At 67.7% G+C, this 14,946-nt stretch carries 13 protein-coding genes, 3 tRNA genes and 7 pseudogenes; 14 read left to right on the top strand and 9 right to left on the bottom strand.

Going from position 1 to position 14,946, the window contains the following annotated elements:
- The first annotated feature begins 308 nt into the window (after positions 1-308).
- The 3 genes and pseudogenes from QQK48_RS06860 to QQK48_RS06850 all read left to right on the top strand — a co-directional run.
- Positions 309-509, top strand: a complete 201-nt coding sequence (locus QQK48_RS06860) for a BldC family transcriptional regulator (RefSeq protein WP_284327938.1) — start codon at positions 309-311, stop codon at positions 507-509.
- A gap of 363 nt (positions 510-872) precedes the next feature.
- Positions 873-1,127 carry a methylated-DNA--[protein]-cysteine S-methyltransferase gene (locus QQK48_RS06855; protein WP_284327937.1) on the top strand — a complete coding sequence of 85 codons (255 nt, stop codon included), beginning with the start codon at positions 873-875 and terminating at the stop codon, positions 1,125-1,127.
- A gap of 42 nt (positions 1,128-1,169) precedes the next feature.
- A pseudogene (locus QQK48_RS06850) lies at positions 1,170-1,940 on the top strand (DMT family transporter); the annotation flags it as partial.
- 135 nt (positions 1,941-2,075) lie between these two features.
- On the opposite strand, the gene QQK48_RS21400 reads toward QQK48_RS06850, so the two are convergent.
- The 4 genes from QQK48_RS21400 to QQK48_RS06835 all read right to left on the bottom strand — a co-directional run bounded on the left by QQK48_RS21400 (position 2,076) and on the right by QQK48_RS06835 (position 2,947).
- Positions 2,076-2,303 (bottom strand): phage holin family protein, encoded by a 228-nt coding sequence (locus QQK48_RS21400; RefSeq protein ID WP_431308403.1) that lies wholly within the window; start codon positions 2,301-2,303, stop codon positions 2,076-2,078.
- A gap of 290 nt (positions 2,304-2,593) precedes the next feature.
- A tRNA-Phe gene (locus QQK48_RS06845) sits at positions 2,594-2,670 on the bottom strand.
- A 65-nt stretch (positions 2,671-2,735) separates the two neighbouring features.
- Positions 2,736-2,809, bottom strand: a tRNA-Asp gene (locus tag QQK48_RS06840).
- Positions 2,810-2,874: 65 nt separating this feature from the next.
- A tRNA-Glu gene (locus QQK48_RS06835) sits at positions 2,875-2,947 on the bottom strand.
- A 91-nt stretch (positions 2,948-3,038) separates the two neighbouring features.
- Here QQK48_RS06835 and QQK48_RS06830 point away from each other — a divergent pair.
- Together QQK48_RS06830 and QQK48_RS06825 are read left to right on the top strand one after the other, a co-directional pair.
- The gene (locus QQK48_RS06830) at positions 3,039-3,392 is read left to right on the top strand and encodes a metallopeptidase family protein (protein WP_284327935.1); all 354 of its coding nucleotides are present in this window, start codon (positions 3,039-3,041) and stop codon (positions 3,390-3,392) included.
- Positions 3,393-3,411: 19 nt separating this feature from the next.
- Positions 3,412-3,789: a RidA family protein gene (locus tag QQK48_RS06825; RefSeq protein WP_284327934.1), complete on the top strand. Its 378-nt coding sequence runs from the start codon at positions 3,412-3,414 to the stop codon at positions 3,787-3,789.
- A 152-nt stretch (positions 3,790-3,941) separates the two neighbouring features.
- Here QQK48_RS06825 and QQK48_RS06820 read toward each other — a convergent pair whose 3' ends face one another.
- The 3 genes and pseudogenes from QQK48_RS06820 to galK all read right to left on the bottom strand — a co-directional run bounded on the left by QQK48_RS06820 (position 3,942) and on the right by galK (position 6,047).
- Positions 3,942-4,493 carry an NAD-dependent epimerase/dehydratase family protein gene (locus QQK48_RS06820; RefSeq protein ID WP_284329327.1) on the bottom strand — a complete coding sequence of 184 codons (552 nt, stop codon included), beginning with the start codon at positions 4,491-4,493 and terminating at the stop codon, positions 3,942-3,944.
- Positions 4,465-4,837, bottom strand: a pseudogene (locus QQK48_RS06815) (NAD-dependent epimerase/dehydratase family protein); the annotation flags it as partial. The pseudogene QQK48_RS06815 and the gene QQK48_RS06820, both read right to left, overlap by 29 nt.
- A gap of 60 nt (positions 4,838-4,897) precedes the next feature.
- Positions 4,898-6,047 (bottom strand): annotated as a pseudogene (gene galK / locus QQK48_RS21395) (galactokinase).
- 285 nt (positions 6,048-6,332) lie between these two features.
- Here galK and QQK48_RS21390 point away from each other — a divergent pair.
- From QQK48_RS21390 to QQK48_RS06770, 9 genes and pseudogenes are all read left to right on the top strand, one after another.
- Positions 6,333-6,437 (top strand): annotated as a pseudogene (locus tag QQK48_RS21390) (LacI family DNA-binding transcriptional regulator); the annotation flags it as partial.
- 76 nt (positions 6,438-6,513) lie between these two features.
- Positions 6,514-7,341: a substrate-binding domain-containing protein gene (locus QQK48_RS06805; RefSeq protein WP_284327933.1), complete on the top strand. Its 828-nt coding sequence runs from the start codon at positions 6,514-6,516 to the stop codon at positions 7,339-7,341.
- Between the two features lie 188 nt (positions 7,342-7,529).
- Positions 7,530-8,719, top strand: a pseudogene (gene chvE / locus QQK48_RS06800) (multiple monosaccharide ABC transporter substrate-binding protein).
- Between the two features lie 89 nt (positions 8,720-8,808).
- A pseudogene (mmsA, locus tag QQK48_RS06795) lies at positions 8,809-10,389 on the top strand (multiple monosaccharide ABC transporter ATP-binding protein).
- Positions 10,386-11,567: pseudogene (mmsB, locus tag QQK48_RS06790) on the top strand (multiple monosaccharide ABC transporter permease). The pseudogenes mmsA and mmsB overlap by 4 nt, the downstream one beginning before the upstream one ends.
- Positions 11,568-11,942: 375 nt before the next feature.
- Positions 11,943-12,098, top strand: a complete 156-nt coding sequence (locus QQK48_RS06785; RefSeq protein WP_284327932.1) for a hypothetical protein — start codon at positions 11,943-11,945, stop codon at positions 12,096-12,098.
- A 159-nt stretch (positions 12,099-12,257) separates the two neighbouring features.
- Complete coding sequence (locus QQK48_RS06780; protein WP_284327931.1) at positions 12,258-12,434, top strand: carbonic anhydrase; 177 nt, start codon at positions 12,258-12,260, stop codon at positions 12,432-12,434.
- 103 nt (positions 12,435-12,537) lie between these two features.
- Positions 12,538-12,789: a YkvA family protein gene (locus QQK48_RS06775; RefSeq protein WP_284327930.1), complete on the top strand. Its 252-nt coding sequence runs from the start codon at positions 12,538-12,540 to the stop codon at positions 12,787-12,789.
- 416 nt (positions 12,790-13,205) lie between these two features.
- Positions 13,206-13,355: a hypothetical protein gene (locus QQK48_RS06770; protein WP_284327929.1), complete on the top strand. Its 150-nt coding sequence runs from the start codon at positions 13,206-13,208 to the stop codon at positions 13,353-13,355.
- Between the two features lie 3 nt (positions 13,356-13,358).
- Here QQK48_RS06770 and QQK48_RS06765 read toward each other — a convergent pair whose 3' ends face one another.
- Together QQK48_RS06765 and QQK48_RS06760 are read right to left on the bottom strand one after the other, a co-directional pair.
- Positions 13,359-13,868, bottom strand: a complete 510-nt coding sequence (locus QQK48_RS06765; RefSeq protein ID WP_284327928.1) for a hypothetical protein — start codon at positions 13,866-13,868, stop codon at positions 13,359-13,361.
- A 128-nt stretch (positions 13,869-13,996) separates the two neighbouring features.
- Positions 13,997-14,902 (bottom strand): cation diffusion facilitator family transporter, encoded by a 906-nt coding sequence (locus QQK48_RS06760; protein WP_284327927.1) that lies wholly within the window; start codon positions 14,900-14,902, stop codon positions 13,997-13,999.
- Between the last annotated feature and the right edge of the window lie 44 nt (positions 14,903-14,946).

The raw sequence follows: 14,946 nt of genomic DNA, 5'->3' as shown, positions 1-14,946 counted from the left end.
GCGCAATCTTCGCGTCCTTAGCCTTCTGACGGCCGCGCCCCATGTCGCCGCCCCTTCCGCTCGTCGCGGGCGCGCGGCTTTCGCGGGCCCTGCGTGATGAGTGCTGAGTAGAACTTTACAACGCGCGGGGGCGTGATTGCGACTCCCGACCTCCCGCGTCGTCGAGCATGATCTGAATCGCCCGCACCAAAAAACGTACTTCTTGCCCAAAACGTCGTCATAATCGAGAACGTGCGCCCTCTCACGGTGCACAAGGGTCCCGACGAGGGGACCCTCGCTGATCAATCGAGACTGAGGGAATCCGAATGATGGCAGACATGGTCAAGGACCAGGAGAAGTTGCTCACCCCGGCCGAGGTGGCCGCGATCTTCCGTGTTGACCCCAAGACGGTCACGCGGTGGGCAAAGGTGGGCAAGTTGTCCTCGATCCGCACGCTGGGGGGTCACCGCCGCTTCCGCGAGGCCGAGGTTCACGCGCTGCTCCTGAAGGCGCAGCAACAGGACGCCTGAACCGGCGCGTTACCGGGGCAAACGCTCGGCCGCAGATGGTGGCGGCCGGGCGTAGCCTTGCCCGCATGAGTAGTCCCCTCATCGCGCAGTCCTATGCCACCCCTTTCGGGGGCTTTGGCGTGATCGCGAGCCCCGACGACGGTGTGGTGCGCGCGGCGGGCTTTCGCCCGCTCGCCCAGGTGGCGCGCCAGGTCGGCACAGCCGTGGGGCGGCGCGACTGGGTGGAGGGCGAACTCGCCCATGTGGCCGATGCCGTGACGGCCTGGCTCGACGGCGACGACACCGCACTCATGACGGTGCCGGTCGAGCAGGATGGGGGACCGTTCTTCCAAGAGGTGTGGGCGCAGATGCGCACCGTGCCCGGTGGTCGCGCCGTCTCGTACGGCGAGCCTGGCGGAGATGGCGGGAAGGCCGCGAGCGTCCCGCGCGGTCGGCACGGCGTGCGCATCGAACTCGATCGCGCTGTTCGTGCCGTGTCATCGCGTGGTCCAGGCCGGAGGCAGGCTCGGGTCCTATGGGTTCGGCGGGATCGAGAACAAGGCCGCCTTGTTGCGCCACGAGGGAGTGAAAGTGTCCGATGCGACGCCATCCGCACGCCTGATCGAGAAGGCCTTGTGAGCGTCACCGACGCGCCGCTGCGCGCGTGGCTGCCGTACTTCCTTGGCGTCTCCGCGGCGTGGGGCGCGAGCCTTCCTGTTCATCTCCGTAGGGTTGCGGGCCTTCGCGCCCACCCAGGTGGCGTTCGGCCGCGTGTTCTTCGGGGCCCTCACGCTCATTGTCCTGGTGCTGGTGACCCGAGCGGTCCCGCGCCTCACGTGGCGCAAGGTGGGGGCGATCACCGCGGTGGCGGCGTTCATGTCCGGCATCCCGCTAGTGCTGATCCCGGCCGCCCAGCAGCACATCTCCTCCATCCTCGCGAGTCTGCTCAACGCCACGACGCCGCTGTGGACGGCGCTGTTCGTGGCGCTCCTCATCCCCGCCGAGAGGGTGACGCGAGCCCAGTTGTTGGGCCTCGTCATCGGCGCCATGGGCATCGCGATCCTGCTGGGCGCGTGGAACGTCGACGACTTCCCAGTGCTGGGAGCGGGACTGATGCTGGGCGCCACGGCGTGCTACGGCATCGGCTCCACGCTGTCGCGAGTCATGCTGAGCCGAGTCCAGGACTCACCCACGGCGCTGTCCTGCATGCAGATCACGGTCTCCGCGCTCATGCTGGCGCCGTTCGCGCTCGCAGCGCCCTCGCCCGCTCCGGGAGCACTCGCGCTCGATTCCGTCTCGCTGTGGGCGATTTTTGCGCTCGGAGTGACGGGGACGTCGTTCGCGTACGTGTGGTTCTGGAAGATCGTGAAGGCTGCAGGCGCCACCACGGCGGCATCGGTGACGTATGTGGTGCCCGTGGTCGCCACGTTCTTGGGCATCGTCGTGCTGGGCGAGGAGGCTCGCCTGGTACGAGGTCGCGGGCGCCGTGGTGGTGTTCGGTGGCGTGTGGCTCGCTCAGCGCAAGCCACGGCCGCGGCCCGAGGTGATGCAGGAACTCAAGGGCTCGGCCACGTAGGGCCGCGCCGCTTAGAGGATCGAGTTCTTGATGCGCTCGATCGAGGCGGCGGGGTAGAGGTCCTTGTTCTTCTTGATCTTGCGGGCACCGATGCCAATGAAGATCAGCATGATCAGCAGCATGCCGCCGGCGACCACGAGTGCGGACAGCCACACGGGCCACACCACGGACAGGCCGGCGATGGCGGCGACAATCAGCACGAAGAACAGGAAGAAGCCGAGCGCGGCCGCGGCGGCCATGAGGCCGATGCCGATGCCCAGGCTGGCGGCCCTTGACCTTGAGCTCGACCTTGATGACCTCGCTCTCGGCGCGGATCGTCGCGATCCACTGACCGGCGATCGCTCCGAGCAGGGTGTTGAGGACGGTCTTGCCGAGGCTGGCCATGGGATCTCCTTGAAGACGACGTTCCTCCTAGTGAACCGTCTCCTGCCCTGCCAGCGCAAACGCTTCGTTGACGCATGCTCGCGCTTACACCCGCCGCGACGCCAGGGCAAAGCGAAAGGCCCCCGGTTTCCCGAGGGCCTTGCTGTGGTGGCTCCGACCGGCGTCGATCCGGTGACCTTTCGATTTTCAGTCGAACGCTCTACCAACTGAGCCTACAGAGCCTGGTCGCGCGGGGTGAACCCCTTGCTTGCGCGAAAGCCCCTCCATGAGAAGGGGCAGTCGCACCGCGACCCTGACGGGACTTGAACCCGCGACCTCCGCCGTGACAGGGCGGCGCGCTAACCAACTGCGCTACAGGGCCTTGCTGTTTCGACTCTCCGTGAGGAGGGCCGAGGAATAGTGTAGACCACTTTTGGACCTACGTTGTACCCCCAACGGGATTCGAACCCGTGCTACCGCCGTGAAAGGGCGGCGTCCTAGGCCGCTAGACGATGAGGGCGCCGTCCTTGAGGCCGCCAAAGCGTCCCCGTGGACGTGACCATTCTAGGGGTATCCGAGCAGTGCTGAGGACGTGGGCCACAATGGGCGCCATGGTGGAGATGAGTCCCGAGGAGTTTGAGTCGGCCGTTGACGATGCGATCGACGCGATTCCGGAGGATCTGTTGAACCTCGTGGACAACGTGGTGATTCTCATCGAGGACGAGCCCGAGGGGGACGACAAGGACCTCCTGGGCCTGTACGACGGCGTCGCGCTCACCGAGCGCGGCTCGGAGTGGGGCATGGTGGACCTGCCCGACAGGATCTTTATCTATCGCGGGCCCACCCTGCGCTATTGCGAGGACGCGGATCACGTGCGCGAGGAGGTCGCCATCACGGTGGTCCACGAGATTGCGCATCACTTCGGTATCGACGATGAGCGCCTTCATGCCCTCGGTTGGGGCTGACGCGCGTTAGGTTGTGCCCATGAGACAGACCTTCTCTTCAGGCGGCCCCTTCGAGGACATGTATGGCTACTCGCGCGCGGTGCGCGTGGGCAACCACGTCAGCGTGTCCGGCACCTGTGCCCGTGCCGACGCGGTGGTGCCCGATGCCTATGCCCAGGCGCTCGACGCGCTCCACACCATCGGCCGCACCCTTGCGGAGGCTGGCGCGCAACTCGGTGACGTGGTGCGCACCGTCGCGTTCGTCACGGACATCCGCGACATGGAGAAGATCGCCGCGGCACACCGCGAGGTCTTCCAGGACATTCGCCCCGCGGCCACCATCGTCGAGGTCTCGCGCCTCGCAGACCCCAAGTACCTGGTCGAGTTCCAGGCCGATGCGGTGATCGAGCAGCCGTAGCGCTCACCCTCGGTCGCTGCCGACGCACGAAGGTCCCGGACACCTCAGGGTGTCCGGGACCTTCGTGCGCATGGGGTTACGCCTCGTCGGGCGTTGCCTCCCACGCGGAGGAGGCCATCTCCTCGATGGTGTGCGCCATCTTCCACTCGATGTCATCCGCCGCCAGGCTCGCCGCGGGCGACGATGCGGGCGGGGTCACCGGGGCGGCGGTCCTTCACGACCGGCTCCAGGCCGCTGCCTGCGGCCTCCAGGAGCGAGCCGACGATCTCCCGCACCGACGTGCCGTCACCCGAGCCCAGGTTGTACACGGGCGCGAGCGGGCGGCCTGCGTCCAGCATGCGAGCGGCTGCCACGTGCGAGTGTGCGAGGTCCTGGACGTGCACGTAGTCGCGCACGCAGGTGCCGTCGGGGGTGTCGTAGTCGTCGCCGAAGATCAGCGGCGCCTGGCCGGCCTTGATGGCGCGGATCACCTTGGGGAAGAGGTTGTGCGGCGAGGCGTCGTACACCTCGGGGGTGCCGGAGCCGACGACGTTGAAGTAGCGCAGGGAGGTGGCGCGCAGCGGAGCGTCGGACTCGGCGGTCGCCTTCACCTGGTCGCGGATGAGCCACTCGCCGATGAGCCTTGGACTCGCCGTAGGGCGACTCCGGCGTGGTGCGGGTGGTCTCGTTGACGACCTCGACGTCCGGGGTGCCGTAGACGCCAGCGGACGAGGAGAACACGAGCCTGGGTGACGCCCGCATCGGCCATCGCCTCGAGAAGGCAGGCGGTGCCCTCGACGTTCTGGCGATACGTGTGGATCGGCAGCTTCACCGACTCGCCCGCGTACTTGTAGCCGGCGCAGTGGATGACCCCCTGCACGCCGTGCTCGACGAGCGCCGCGCGGACCTTCTCGGTCTCGAGGATCGACGCCTTCACAAACGGCACGCCCTCGGGGATGAAGGACTCGAAGCCGCTCGAGAGGTCGTCAAGCACCACGGCGTCGATACCGCCGTCGGTGAGGGCGCGCACCACGTGCGACCCGATGTATCCGGCGCCGCCGGTGACCATCCAGGCTCATGTCTCTACCTCTGTCTTGTGGGGGCATCGGACGCGGCCGATGCCGTGGGGTCAGTGGTCGCGGCGCGCGCCCTGGGAGGGCGTCACCTGGAAGATGGTCGCCTCGCGCATTCCCGCGGCGGCGAGGGCGCCGCGCACGGCATCGGCGATGGCGTCGGCCTTGTCGAGCGGCACGAGCGCGATCGAGGAGCCGCCGAAACCGCCGCCCGTCATGCGTGCGCCGATGGCGCCGGCCTTGACGGCGGTGTCGCACGCGAGGTCGATCTCCGGCACGGTGATCTCGAAGTCGTCGCGCATGGAGGCCTGCGACGCGTCCATGAGGGCGCCGATCGCGGTGGGGCCCGCCTCGCCGAGCGTGGCAACGGTGTCGAGCACGCGCTGGTTCTCGGTCACGACGTGGCGCACGCGGCGGTAGGTTTCGTCGTCAAGGAGTTCCTTGGCGCGGGGGAGGTCGTCCGCGCCGATCTCGCGCAGCGTGGTGACGCCGAGGACCTCGGCACCCTTGGCGCACGAGGCGAAACGGTCGCCGTAGCCGCCGGTGGCGTGCTCGTGGTCGACGTTCGAGTTGATGACGAGGATGCCCAGGTTCTTGTCGCGCAGGTGCAGCGCCACGGGACGGGCCTCCTCGGTGTCGCAGTCGAGGAACACCACGTGGTCGTCCTCGGCCAGCATCGAGGCGGCCTGGTCGAGCAGCCCGGTGGGCGCGCCCACGGCCTTGTTCTCGGCCACGCGGCCAAAGCGGGCGAGCTCAATCTTGCCCAGTCCCAGGCCCCACAGGCTCGTTAAACGCGGCGCCTGCGGCGCACTCGAGGGCGGCCGACGAGCCGAGGCCAGCGCCCACGGGGACGTCCGAGTCGATCAGGACGTCGAGGCCGCGTGCGCCGGACAGGTCGATGCCTGCATCGGCCATGGCCCAGGCGACGCCGAGGACGTAGGCGGACCAGCCCGACATGCTGTCGAGGGTGAGGGCGTCGAGGTCGCCCACGACCTCGCCGTCGGCGAAGGTGGACCGGAGGTGGATCTCGCGGTCGTCGCGGACGGCCACAGCCGCCCAGGTGCGGCGGTCGATGCCGAACGGCAGCACGAAGCCGTTGTTGTAGTCGGTGTGTTCGCCGATGAGATTCACGCGTCCGGGGGACGACCACACGCCGTCGGCGGGGCGTCCGTAGGCGGCCTCGAAGGCGGCGCGGATGTCGGTCATCGATGACTCCAGTTCTCGTCGGCCTTCGGCCGACCCTCGTGCGGGTGGGCGCCGCCTGCTGCTGCGCCGCAACCCATCGTTTCATGCGTGTGTGCCAGGGGTGCTCGGGGCTCGACTGGGACCGGTCCCAGCCTAGCATCGGGCACCGTCGCCGCCACGGTCGACGGTCCTAGACCGACGCCGCGTCAGCGACCTAGCGTGAACGTTCACCCTATCGCCGTTGGGCGCGGCGCTACAGTGGCCCGCAAGGAGGCACAGGTGGCACGAGGCGCACGCGGACCGAGTATGCATGACGTTGCCGCGCTCGCGGGCGTGTCTCACCAGACCGTCTCGCGAGTGCTCAACGACTTCGAGGGCATCCGCCCTGAGACGCGCGAGCGCGTGCAGGCCGCGATCGAGGAGCCTCGGCTATCGCCGCAACCTCGCCGCCCGCGCGCTCGTCACGGGCCAGACTCAGACCATCGGGATGATCGGCCCCGTGGTCCCGGACATCGGCCCGCTGTCCACCCTTCACGCGATCGAGCGTTCCGCTCGTGCCGTGGGGCTCCACACCATCATGACCAGTACGGAGCCCTCGCCGGGAGCGGTGCGGGCCGCCCTGGAGTTCCTCCTGGGACGCGGCATCGACGCGCTCGCGCTCGCGGCACAGCACCGCGAGATCATCGACGCGGTGTCCGCGGCGGACCCCGGGATCCCGGTGGTGCACCTGCTCACCGGCGGAAGCCCCGCGGGCCAGAGCGCGTCGATCGACCAGGTGGCTGGTGCCCGCCTGGCGATGGAGCACCTGCTCGACCTGGGGCACACCAGGATTCAGCACGTCGCGGGGCCGCAGTCGTATACCGAGGCCCGTCTGCGCGCCGACACCTACAGTCAGATCATGGCCGAGCGCGGGCTGGCTACCCTGCCGATCATCGAGGGCGACTGGACCGCGGACTCGGGGTTCGAGGCTGCGGTCGTGTTGGAGGCCGACGCCACCGCGGTGTTCTGCGGCAACGATCAGATGGCCTTTGGTCTGCTGCACTACCTCACGGAGAACGGGGTCTCGGTTCCCGGCGACATGTCCCTGGTGGGCTTCGACGACACGTCCGAGGCGCGGCATTCGGTGCCGCCACTGACCACCGTGCGTCAGGATTTCGCGGCGGTGGGCCAGGCTCGCGGTGGACCTGCTTGCCGCGCGGCTGGGCAGGGCCGAGGCGCCTTCCGCGCAGACCCTCGAGCCCGAGTTGGTGGTGCGATACACGACCGCGCCGCCACGGATCTAGGACCTTTGGCGGCCGTCGCGTCACTGCTGTGACCGGTCCCAGTCCTGATAATGACCGTGTTGCCTGCTAGGCCCGCGATTCCTGCACGTTTCGATGCGGTGCCAAAAATCACGGAATCGTGACCGAACGCAAATTGACGCGCCGGTGTGAACGTGAACATACTGACTCCTGCACGACGGCCGCGCGACGGAGCGCGGTCGAATCTCAAGGAGGAGATCTCATGAAGGCAAAGAAGTATTTTGCCGCCGCTGCAGGCGCCGCCATGGCGTTCAGCCTCGCGGCGTGCGCCGGTTCCGGCGCTGGCACCGAAGAGGAGCCCACCACCGGAGCCACCGGTTCGACCGACTCGAGCGAGTCCGCTGCACCCGCCGAGGGCGGCCTGGTGGGCGTCTCGATGCCCACCCAGACCTCGGAGCGCTGGATCGCCGACGGTGACGCCGTCGAGCAGGGCCTCATCGACGCTGGCTACGAGGTGGAGCCTGCAGTTCGCGAACGACGACATCCCCACCCAGTCGCAGCAGATCGACCAGATGATCACCAACGGCGCCGAGGCGCTGATCATCGCGGCGATCGACGGCACCGCGCTGGCCTCGCAGGCTGGACGCGGCTGCCGCGGCGGGCATCCCCGTCATCGCCTACGACCGCCTGATCCGTGACTCGGAGAACGTCGACTTCTACGTCACCTTCGACAACTACCAGGTGGGCGTCCAGCAGGCGACCTCCCTGCTCGTGGGCCTCGGCGTCCTCGACAAGGACGGCGCGGAGACTGGCGAAGCCGGCCCCTTCAACGTGGAGGCTCTTCGCCGGTTCGCCCGACGACAACAACGCCACGTTCTTCTGGAACGGCGCCATGGACACGCTCCAGCCGTTCATCGACTCGGGCGTCCTCACGGTTCCCTCGGGCCAGACCGACTTCGACCAGGCCGCCATCCTGCGCTGGCAGCAGGAGACCGCCCAGAAGCGCATGGAGGACATCCTGACCTCCACCTACGTGGGTACCGACCTGACGGTCAACGGTGTGCTCTCGCCGTACGACGGCCTGTCGCGAGGCATCATCACCGCGCTGCAGAACAACGGTTACTCCGGCACCACGGCCGACGGCTTCCCGATCGTCTCCGGTCAGGACGCCGAGATCGCCTCCGTGAAGGCTCATCGCCGACGACGTTCAGTTCGCGACGATCTTCAAGGACACCCGCAAGGCTCGCCGCCCAGGCCATCACGGCCACCGAGGCCTACCTCGAGGGCACCGAGCCCGAGGCGAACAACACCGAGGACTACGACAACGGCGTGAAGGTGGTGCCGTCGTACCTCCTCGAGTCGGACATCGTCTACGCGGACAACATCGAGGCACTGCTCGTTGACTCGGGCTACTGGACGGCCGAGGAGGTCGCCTCGGGCGTTGCCGAGTAATTGGTAGCACCCCGGATCACGCCCTGCGGCGCCGGCTCCACGCGGAGTCGGCGCCGCAGGGCAACCCCGTCATCCTTTGGAGAGGAACGATGGCAGGCAACATCCTGGAGATGCGCGGCATCTCCAAAGAATTCCCCGGCGTGAAGGCGCTCTCCGACGTGGAACTCCACGTCAGCGAGGGAGAGATCCACGCCATCTGCGGCGAGAACGGCGCAGGCAAGTCCACGCTCATGAAGGTGCTCTCGGGGGTCTACCCGCACGGCACCTACACCGGCGAGATCGTCTACGACGGCGAGGAGGCGCAGTTCGGGTCCATCAACGACTCGGAGGCCGCCGGCATCGTCATCATTCACCAGGAACTGGCCTTGGTGCCCCACCTCACGGTGGCCGAGAACATCTTCCTGGGAAACGAGACCAAGAACCGGCTCGGACTCATCGACTGGAACCGGGCCAACCAGCAGGCAGCGGAACTCATGGCGCAGGTAGGTCTGCATGAGAACCCTGTGACCCCGGTCGGTCGGCTCGGCGTCGGCAAGCAGCAGGCTCATCGAGATCGCGAAGGCACTGTCGAAGGACGTCCGGTTGCTGATCCTCGATGAGCCCACGGCGGCGCTCAACGACTCGGACTCCGAGCACCTGCTGCAGTTGCTGCGCGACCTCAAGGAGCGTGGCATCACCTCGATCATGATCTCCCACAAGGCTCGGTGAGATCGAGGAGATCGCGGACACGACCACCGTCATCCGCGACGGCCGCACCATCGAGACCATCGACATGACCGAGCCCGAGTCCACTCAGGACCGCATCATCCGCGGCATGGTGGGACGTGACCTGGAGCACCGCTACCCCGAGCGGGTGGACCACAGCATCGGCGAGGAACTGTTCCGGGTCGAGAACTGGACGGTTCACCACCCCACTCAGCCAGGGCGCGTGGTTGTCGACGGCGCCGCCTTCAACGTCCGCGCGGGTGAAGTAGTAGGCATCGCGGGCCTCATGGGCGCCGGTCGCACCGAGCTTGCGATGAGCATCTTCGGCGGTACGTACGGGCGCGACATCTCCGGTGAGATCTACAAGAACGGCCAACCGATCCGCACCAAGACGGTGGCCGAGGCGATCTCTCACGGCATCGCGTACGCGACGGAGGACCGTAAGAAGTACGGCCTCAACCTCATCGAGGACATCCGCCGCAACATCTCGGCCGCGGCGCTCGGCAAGCTCTCGAGCGGTGGCTTCGTCAACGGCAATGAGGAACTCGCCGTCGCGGAGAAATACCGCGAGTCGATGAACATCAAGACGCCGTCGGTGCTGCAACTGGCGGGCAACCTCTCCGGCGGCAACCAGCAGAAGGTAGTGCTGTCGAAGTGGATGTTCACCGATGCCGATGTGCTCATCCTTGACGAGCCCACCCGCGGCATCGACGTGGGCGCCAAGTACGAGATCTACACGATCGTGAACGCTCTGGCTGCCCAGGGCAAGGCGGTCGTGATCATCTCGTCGGAGCCTGCCCGAACTGCTGGGCACGTGCGACCGCATCTACACCCTCGCCTTTGGGCGCATGACCGGCTGCCTCGACGTGGCCGATGCGACCCCCGAGGCCCTCATGACCCTCATGACCCAAGAACGAGACGTGGCGTCCCGCGCGGACGCGGACGCTGAGGAGAACCTTTCATGACCGGCATCGCCAACGTGCGCGAGCCTGCTGACGCGCAACGTCCGCACCAGCGGTATCTACATCGCCTTCGTCGCCATCATCGCCCTCTTTGCCATCCTCACCGATGGCAAGCCTGCTGAGCCCCAACAACCTCACCAACATCGTCCTCCAGTACTCGTACATCCTGGTGCTGGCGGTCGGCATGGTGATCGTCATCATCGGCGGCCACATCGACCTCTCGGTCGGTTCCGTGGTGGCGGTGTCCGGCGCGGTCGCCGCGACGCTGATGATCAAGCAGGACCAGCCGTGGTGGGTGGGCGTGCTCGCCGCCATCGGTGTGGGTATCGCTGTCGGTGCGTGGCAGGGCTTCTGGGTGGCGTTCGTGGGAATCCCCGCGTTCATCACCACTCTGGCGGGCATGCTGCTGTTCCGTGGCGTGACCTATGAGGTCCTCGACAACACCTCCCTCTCACCGGTTCCCGGCGAGTACGCGCGGATCGCGACGGGATTCCAGAACGGTCTGCTGGGTGGCAACGGCTACGACGTCTTCACGCTGGTGATCTTCGCCGTCGCGGTCGCCGGGTACGTCGTGATGGAGATCCGCAAGCGCCGTGCTGCGATCGCCTACAAGCAGGCCGTCGCCGCCACGCCGCTGTTCATCACCAGGCTCGTGGTGGTTGCCGCAGTCGTCATGTGGTTCGCCTGGCGGCTCGCTAACTACCGCGGCCTTCCGAACGTGCTCATCATCCTGGCGGTGTTGGTCATTGCGTACTCCGTCGTGACGACGCGCACGGTGTTCGGTCGCCACGTGTACGCCATCGGTGGCAACCTCACGGCGGCGACGTTGTCGGGCGTCAAGGTCAAGTGGGTCAACTTCGGCATCATGCTCAACATGGGCATGCTGGCCGGTGTGGCCGGCGTGCTGTTCTCGGCGCGCTCCAACGGTGCCCAGCCCGGCGCGGGCAACATGTTCGAGCTGGACGCGATCGCGGCATCGTTCATCGGTGGTGCTGCCGTCACCGGTGGCGTGGGCCGCGTGACCGGCGCCATCGTCGGTGGTCTCATCATGGCGATCATGACCAACGGCATGCAGGCTGTTGGGCTACGACCAGTCCGTGCAGTACATCGTCAAGGGCTTGGTGCTGCTCCTCGCGGTCGCCTTCGACGTGTGGAACAAGCGCCGCGCGGGGGCTCGCTAGCAGCGCTGCGCTGCAAGGCTCGACGGCCGCTCACCCGGAGGGGGATGGGCGGCCGTCGTCGTGTCCGGGCTCGACCCCGCCGGACTCTCAGCCCGGATGCCCCGCCCGGATGCCCTTCCCCGCCGGCCGCTAATGGGGCCATTTGCGGCACTAAGTGCCCTGGAGAGCCGCAAATGCGGCCATTTGCGGCGGGGGCGAGAGGCGGATGGGATGGCGTGCGGCCGATGCCGGGGCTGGGTCCCGGACGCGCGAAGACCGAGGTCGCACTCCACCGGAACGGCACACAACGCCCAGAGAGGTACGACCTCGGCCAAGGCCACCGTACCCCGCCGGTAGGGTGAATGCACCGGTCCCTACGTCCCCCTGGAGGTTCCTATGCCTATCGCTGACGAGCTCGTCGCCAACAACGCCGAGTACGCCGAGGCCTACGTTGCCGATCGCCCGCTTCCCCCGCGTCGCAAGGCTCGCCGTAGTCGCCTGCATGGACTCCCGCCTCGACACGTTCGCGATGCTCGGCCTCGACGTGGGTGACGCGCACATCATGAGGAACGCCGGCGGCGTCATCACCGATGACATGATCCGCTCGCTCGTCATCTCGCAGCGCAAGGCTCGGCACGCGCGAGATCATCCTCATCCACCACACCGACTGTGGTGCCCTCACCTTCACCGACGACGAGCCTGCGCAACCAGTTGCTCGACGAGACCGGCCTCAAGCCGGCCTGGAGCCCCGAGTCCTTCAAGGACCTCGACGCCGACCTTCGCCAGTCGATGGAGCGCGTGCGTCGCAGCCCGTTCCTGGTGGAGACCGGCCAGGTCCGCGGATTCGTCTTCGACGTCCACACGGGCCTGCTGCGCGAGGTCGTCTAGCGCTAGACCACCGGCCACGCGGGAAGCGCCGCGCGGGTGCGCGGCGTTACCGTGGTGGCAGGGGCATCGGCCCGCTGTGGTGGTGCCAGGGGAGGCGAGCGACATGACATGGTGGAAGTTCTTCCAGGCGGTGCGCCGCGGCGAGCACAAGATCGGCGGCATGACCTGGTTCACGGGCATCGCCGCCCTGATCTACACGATCTCGCCCATCGACCTCATCCCCGAACTCGTCTTTCCCATCGTCGGCCTGGTCGATGACTTCGGCCTGTGGGGCGTCACGCTCATGCTGCTGAGCCGCGAGAAGAGCGCCTGGGAGGCGAGCGTCGGGACCAGTCCTCACGTCGTGGACGTGTGACCCGGCCGATGCCGCAGTCCCCAGGCGCGTCGCGCGCCCCCGGCGTAGGTTGAGGCCATGCCTGAGTTTGCCGTCGAGTCCCGTCCTGCCATCGCCTATGTGGGGCTCTCGGTCGATGTGACCATGGAGACGTTGCCCGAGCGGGTCGAGCCCGCCTTCGCGGAACTCGAGAGTTATCTGGCCGCCAAGGGCATCGCGCCGGCGGGGCCCTCGATACTCCGGTATGGGCGAGTCATGATGAGCGCGCCGTTCACGCTGCAGATCGGCCTCGTCGTGGACCACCAGCCGTGGGTCGATACACCGTATGTGGCCGATCGTCTCCCCGCAGGGATGTACGTCGTGGGCCGCCAGGACGGTCCGTACGCGAGCATCGGGTCCTTGACGGAACGGACGATGTCCTGGGGAGACGAGCGGGGGTGGCGTACGCCCTCGAGATCGGGCCCGAGGGGGACAGCGGCGACGGCGACACCTGGGATGCCTGGTACGAGTGGTATCCGGCGCCGCCGACGCTCGGCGACCAGGGGCCCGAGGGGCCCGTCGAGGTGTGCCTGCTGTTGCGTCCCTGACGCCTAGAACCTGGCGCGCAGGCTCCTGACGCTGTCCAACTGGCGTCCGAGTTCACGTGACAGTCGCGTGGCGAACCGGCCCGCCTCGCCGCCGGGACGCGCGGTGGCCTGCTCGAGGCACAGCGCGAGCGCATCCCGCAGATTCGTGTCCCAGTACGCGAGTGCGCTCGGTCCGCAGCGTCCCGTCCGGCCAGGGCAGGGGGCGCCCAACTGCAGGCAGTCGCGCAGGGTCCAGGGCCGCAGCCACTGAGTCTCGCGGGCATCGGCCCCCGCCTGGTGGAGCCGGTCCACGAGCGGGGAAGAGTACGAGGCCAGGACCCGGCCCAGTTGATGCGCAAGGTCACGCACCTCGTGATGGATGCGCGCGTTGCGGACAATAGAGATGAGGCCGGCGATGGTGTCCTGAAGGTGGCACGCGAGGGTCCGAGCGAAGCGAATGTCTCGCTCCGTCGGTAGGCGATCGGGCGCTGTGATGGCCGTGACGAGAGGCCGTGGGCGCGTGGGCGCAAGCATGTCCATCAGGTCCCCCGGGGATAGGTGCGGTTGAGAATCTCCTTCTACGGTAAGGAGCGCACTGCCTGAATACCAGGGACCATCGTCCGAGATGGGGCCCTCAGCAGGGGTTGGTGGTGTGATCTGCCTCACCAGTCAGCCTCGTGGCACTCCTCCGAGCGCGTCTTCTCCACCTGGAGTGTCGCGTGCGCGAGGCCGTGGTGCGACACGAGAACGGCCCGCGCCTCGGCGAGGACCCGCTGGCCATCGGCATCCTCGCGGGTCACCAGATGCGCGGTGGCGACGTCCATGCCCGAGGTGAGGGTCCACACGTGTAGGTCGTGCACCTCGGCCACTCCCGGCACCGCGGCCAGGTCGTTGGCCACACACTCGGCCGAGACGTCCTGTGGGGCGTGCTGCGCGAGCACCCGGATCACTTCCCGGCCCAGCATCACCGCTCGCACGGCAACGAAGACGCCAATGCCCAGCGCGACCACCGTGTCCCACCACGCGGCACCCGTGGCGGCCACGAGCACAGCGGCCACGATCACTGCGACCGAGCCGAGGGCATCGGCCATCACCTCAAGGTAGGCGCCCTTGACGTTGATCGACTCCTTGGAGCCCGAGCGCAGCAGGATCAGCGAGACCACGTTGACCGCGAGCCCGATGGCGCCGACCACGAGCATCGTTCCCGATGCCACCTCTGCTTCGGCGCCGATCCGGCCGATCGCTTCGATCACCACGTAGGCGGAGACGGCGAGCATCACGAGGACCGCGATCCCCGACGCGAACACCTCCGCACGGTACGAGCCATAGGTGCGTTCCCCGGTGCGATCAGGGCGTGTGGCCATGCGCGTCGCGATCAGTGCCGCTCCGAGCGCCACCACGTCGGCGGCCATGTGACCGGCATCGGTCAGCAGCGCGAGCGAGCCCGAGGTGAGGGCGGCCACGAGCTCCACCACGAAGAAGGTCGCGACCATCCCGAAAGACACCGCAAGGCGCCAGCGATGCTTCCCACCGGCGTGCTGGGACGGCCCGTGATGATGTCCTGACATGCCCGTGTGCCTCCGACTGGTGGATTTCGCACCATCGTTGCGCG

The organism is Demequina litorisediminis, from assembly GCF_030161615.1.
Taxonomy (GTDB): domain Bacteria; phylum Actinomycetota; class Actinomycetes; order Actinomycetales; family Demequinaceae; genus Demequina; species Demequina litorisediminis.
The sequence above is the reverse complement of the archived record's forward strand: the minus strand, read 5'-3'. Positions and strand labels throughout refer to the sequence as shown.

Coding starts and splice junctions, on each gene's coding strand:
- QQK48_RS06805 (WP_284327933.1), top strand. CDS start 6,514: ATGATCGGCCCCGTGGTCCCGGACATCGGCCCGCTGTCCACCCTTCAC.
- QQK48_RS06825 (WP_284327934.1), top strand. CDS start 3,412: ATGAGACAGACCTTCTCTTCAGGCGGCCCCTTCGAGGACATGTATGGC.
- QQK48_RS21400 (WP_431308403.1), bottom strand. CDS start 2,303: ATGGCCGCCGCGGCCGCGCTCGGCTTCTTCCTGTTCTTCGTGCTGATT.
- QQK48_RS06765 (WP_284327928.1), bottom strand. CDS start 13,868: ATGCTTGCGCCCACGCGCCCACGGCCTCTCGTCACGGCCATCACAGCG.
- QQK48_RS06785 (WP_284327932.1), top strand. CDS start 11,943: ATGCCTATCGCTGACGAGCTCGTCGCCAACAACGCCGAGTACGCCGAG.
- QQK48_RS06830 (WP_284327935.1), top strand. CDS start 3,039: ATGGTGGAGATGAGTCCCGAGGAGTTTGAGTCGGCCGTTGACGATGCG.
- QQK48_RS06775 (WP_284327930.1), top strand. CDS start 12,538: ATGACATGGTGGAAGTTCTTCCAGGCGGTGCGCCGCGGCGAGCACAAG.
- QQK48_RS06760 (WP_284327927.1), bottom strand. CDS start 14,902: ATGTCAGGACATCATCACGGGCCGTCCCAGCACGCCGGTGGGAAGCAT.
- QQK48_RS06860 (WP_284327938.1), top strand. CDS start 309: ATGGCAGACATGGTCAAGGACCAGGAGAAGTTGCTCACCCCGGCCGAG.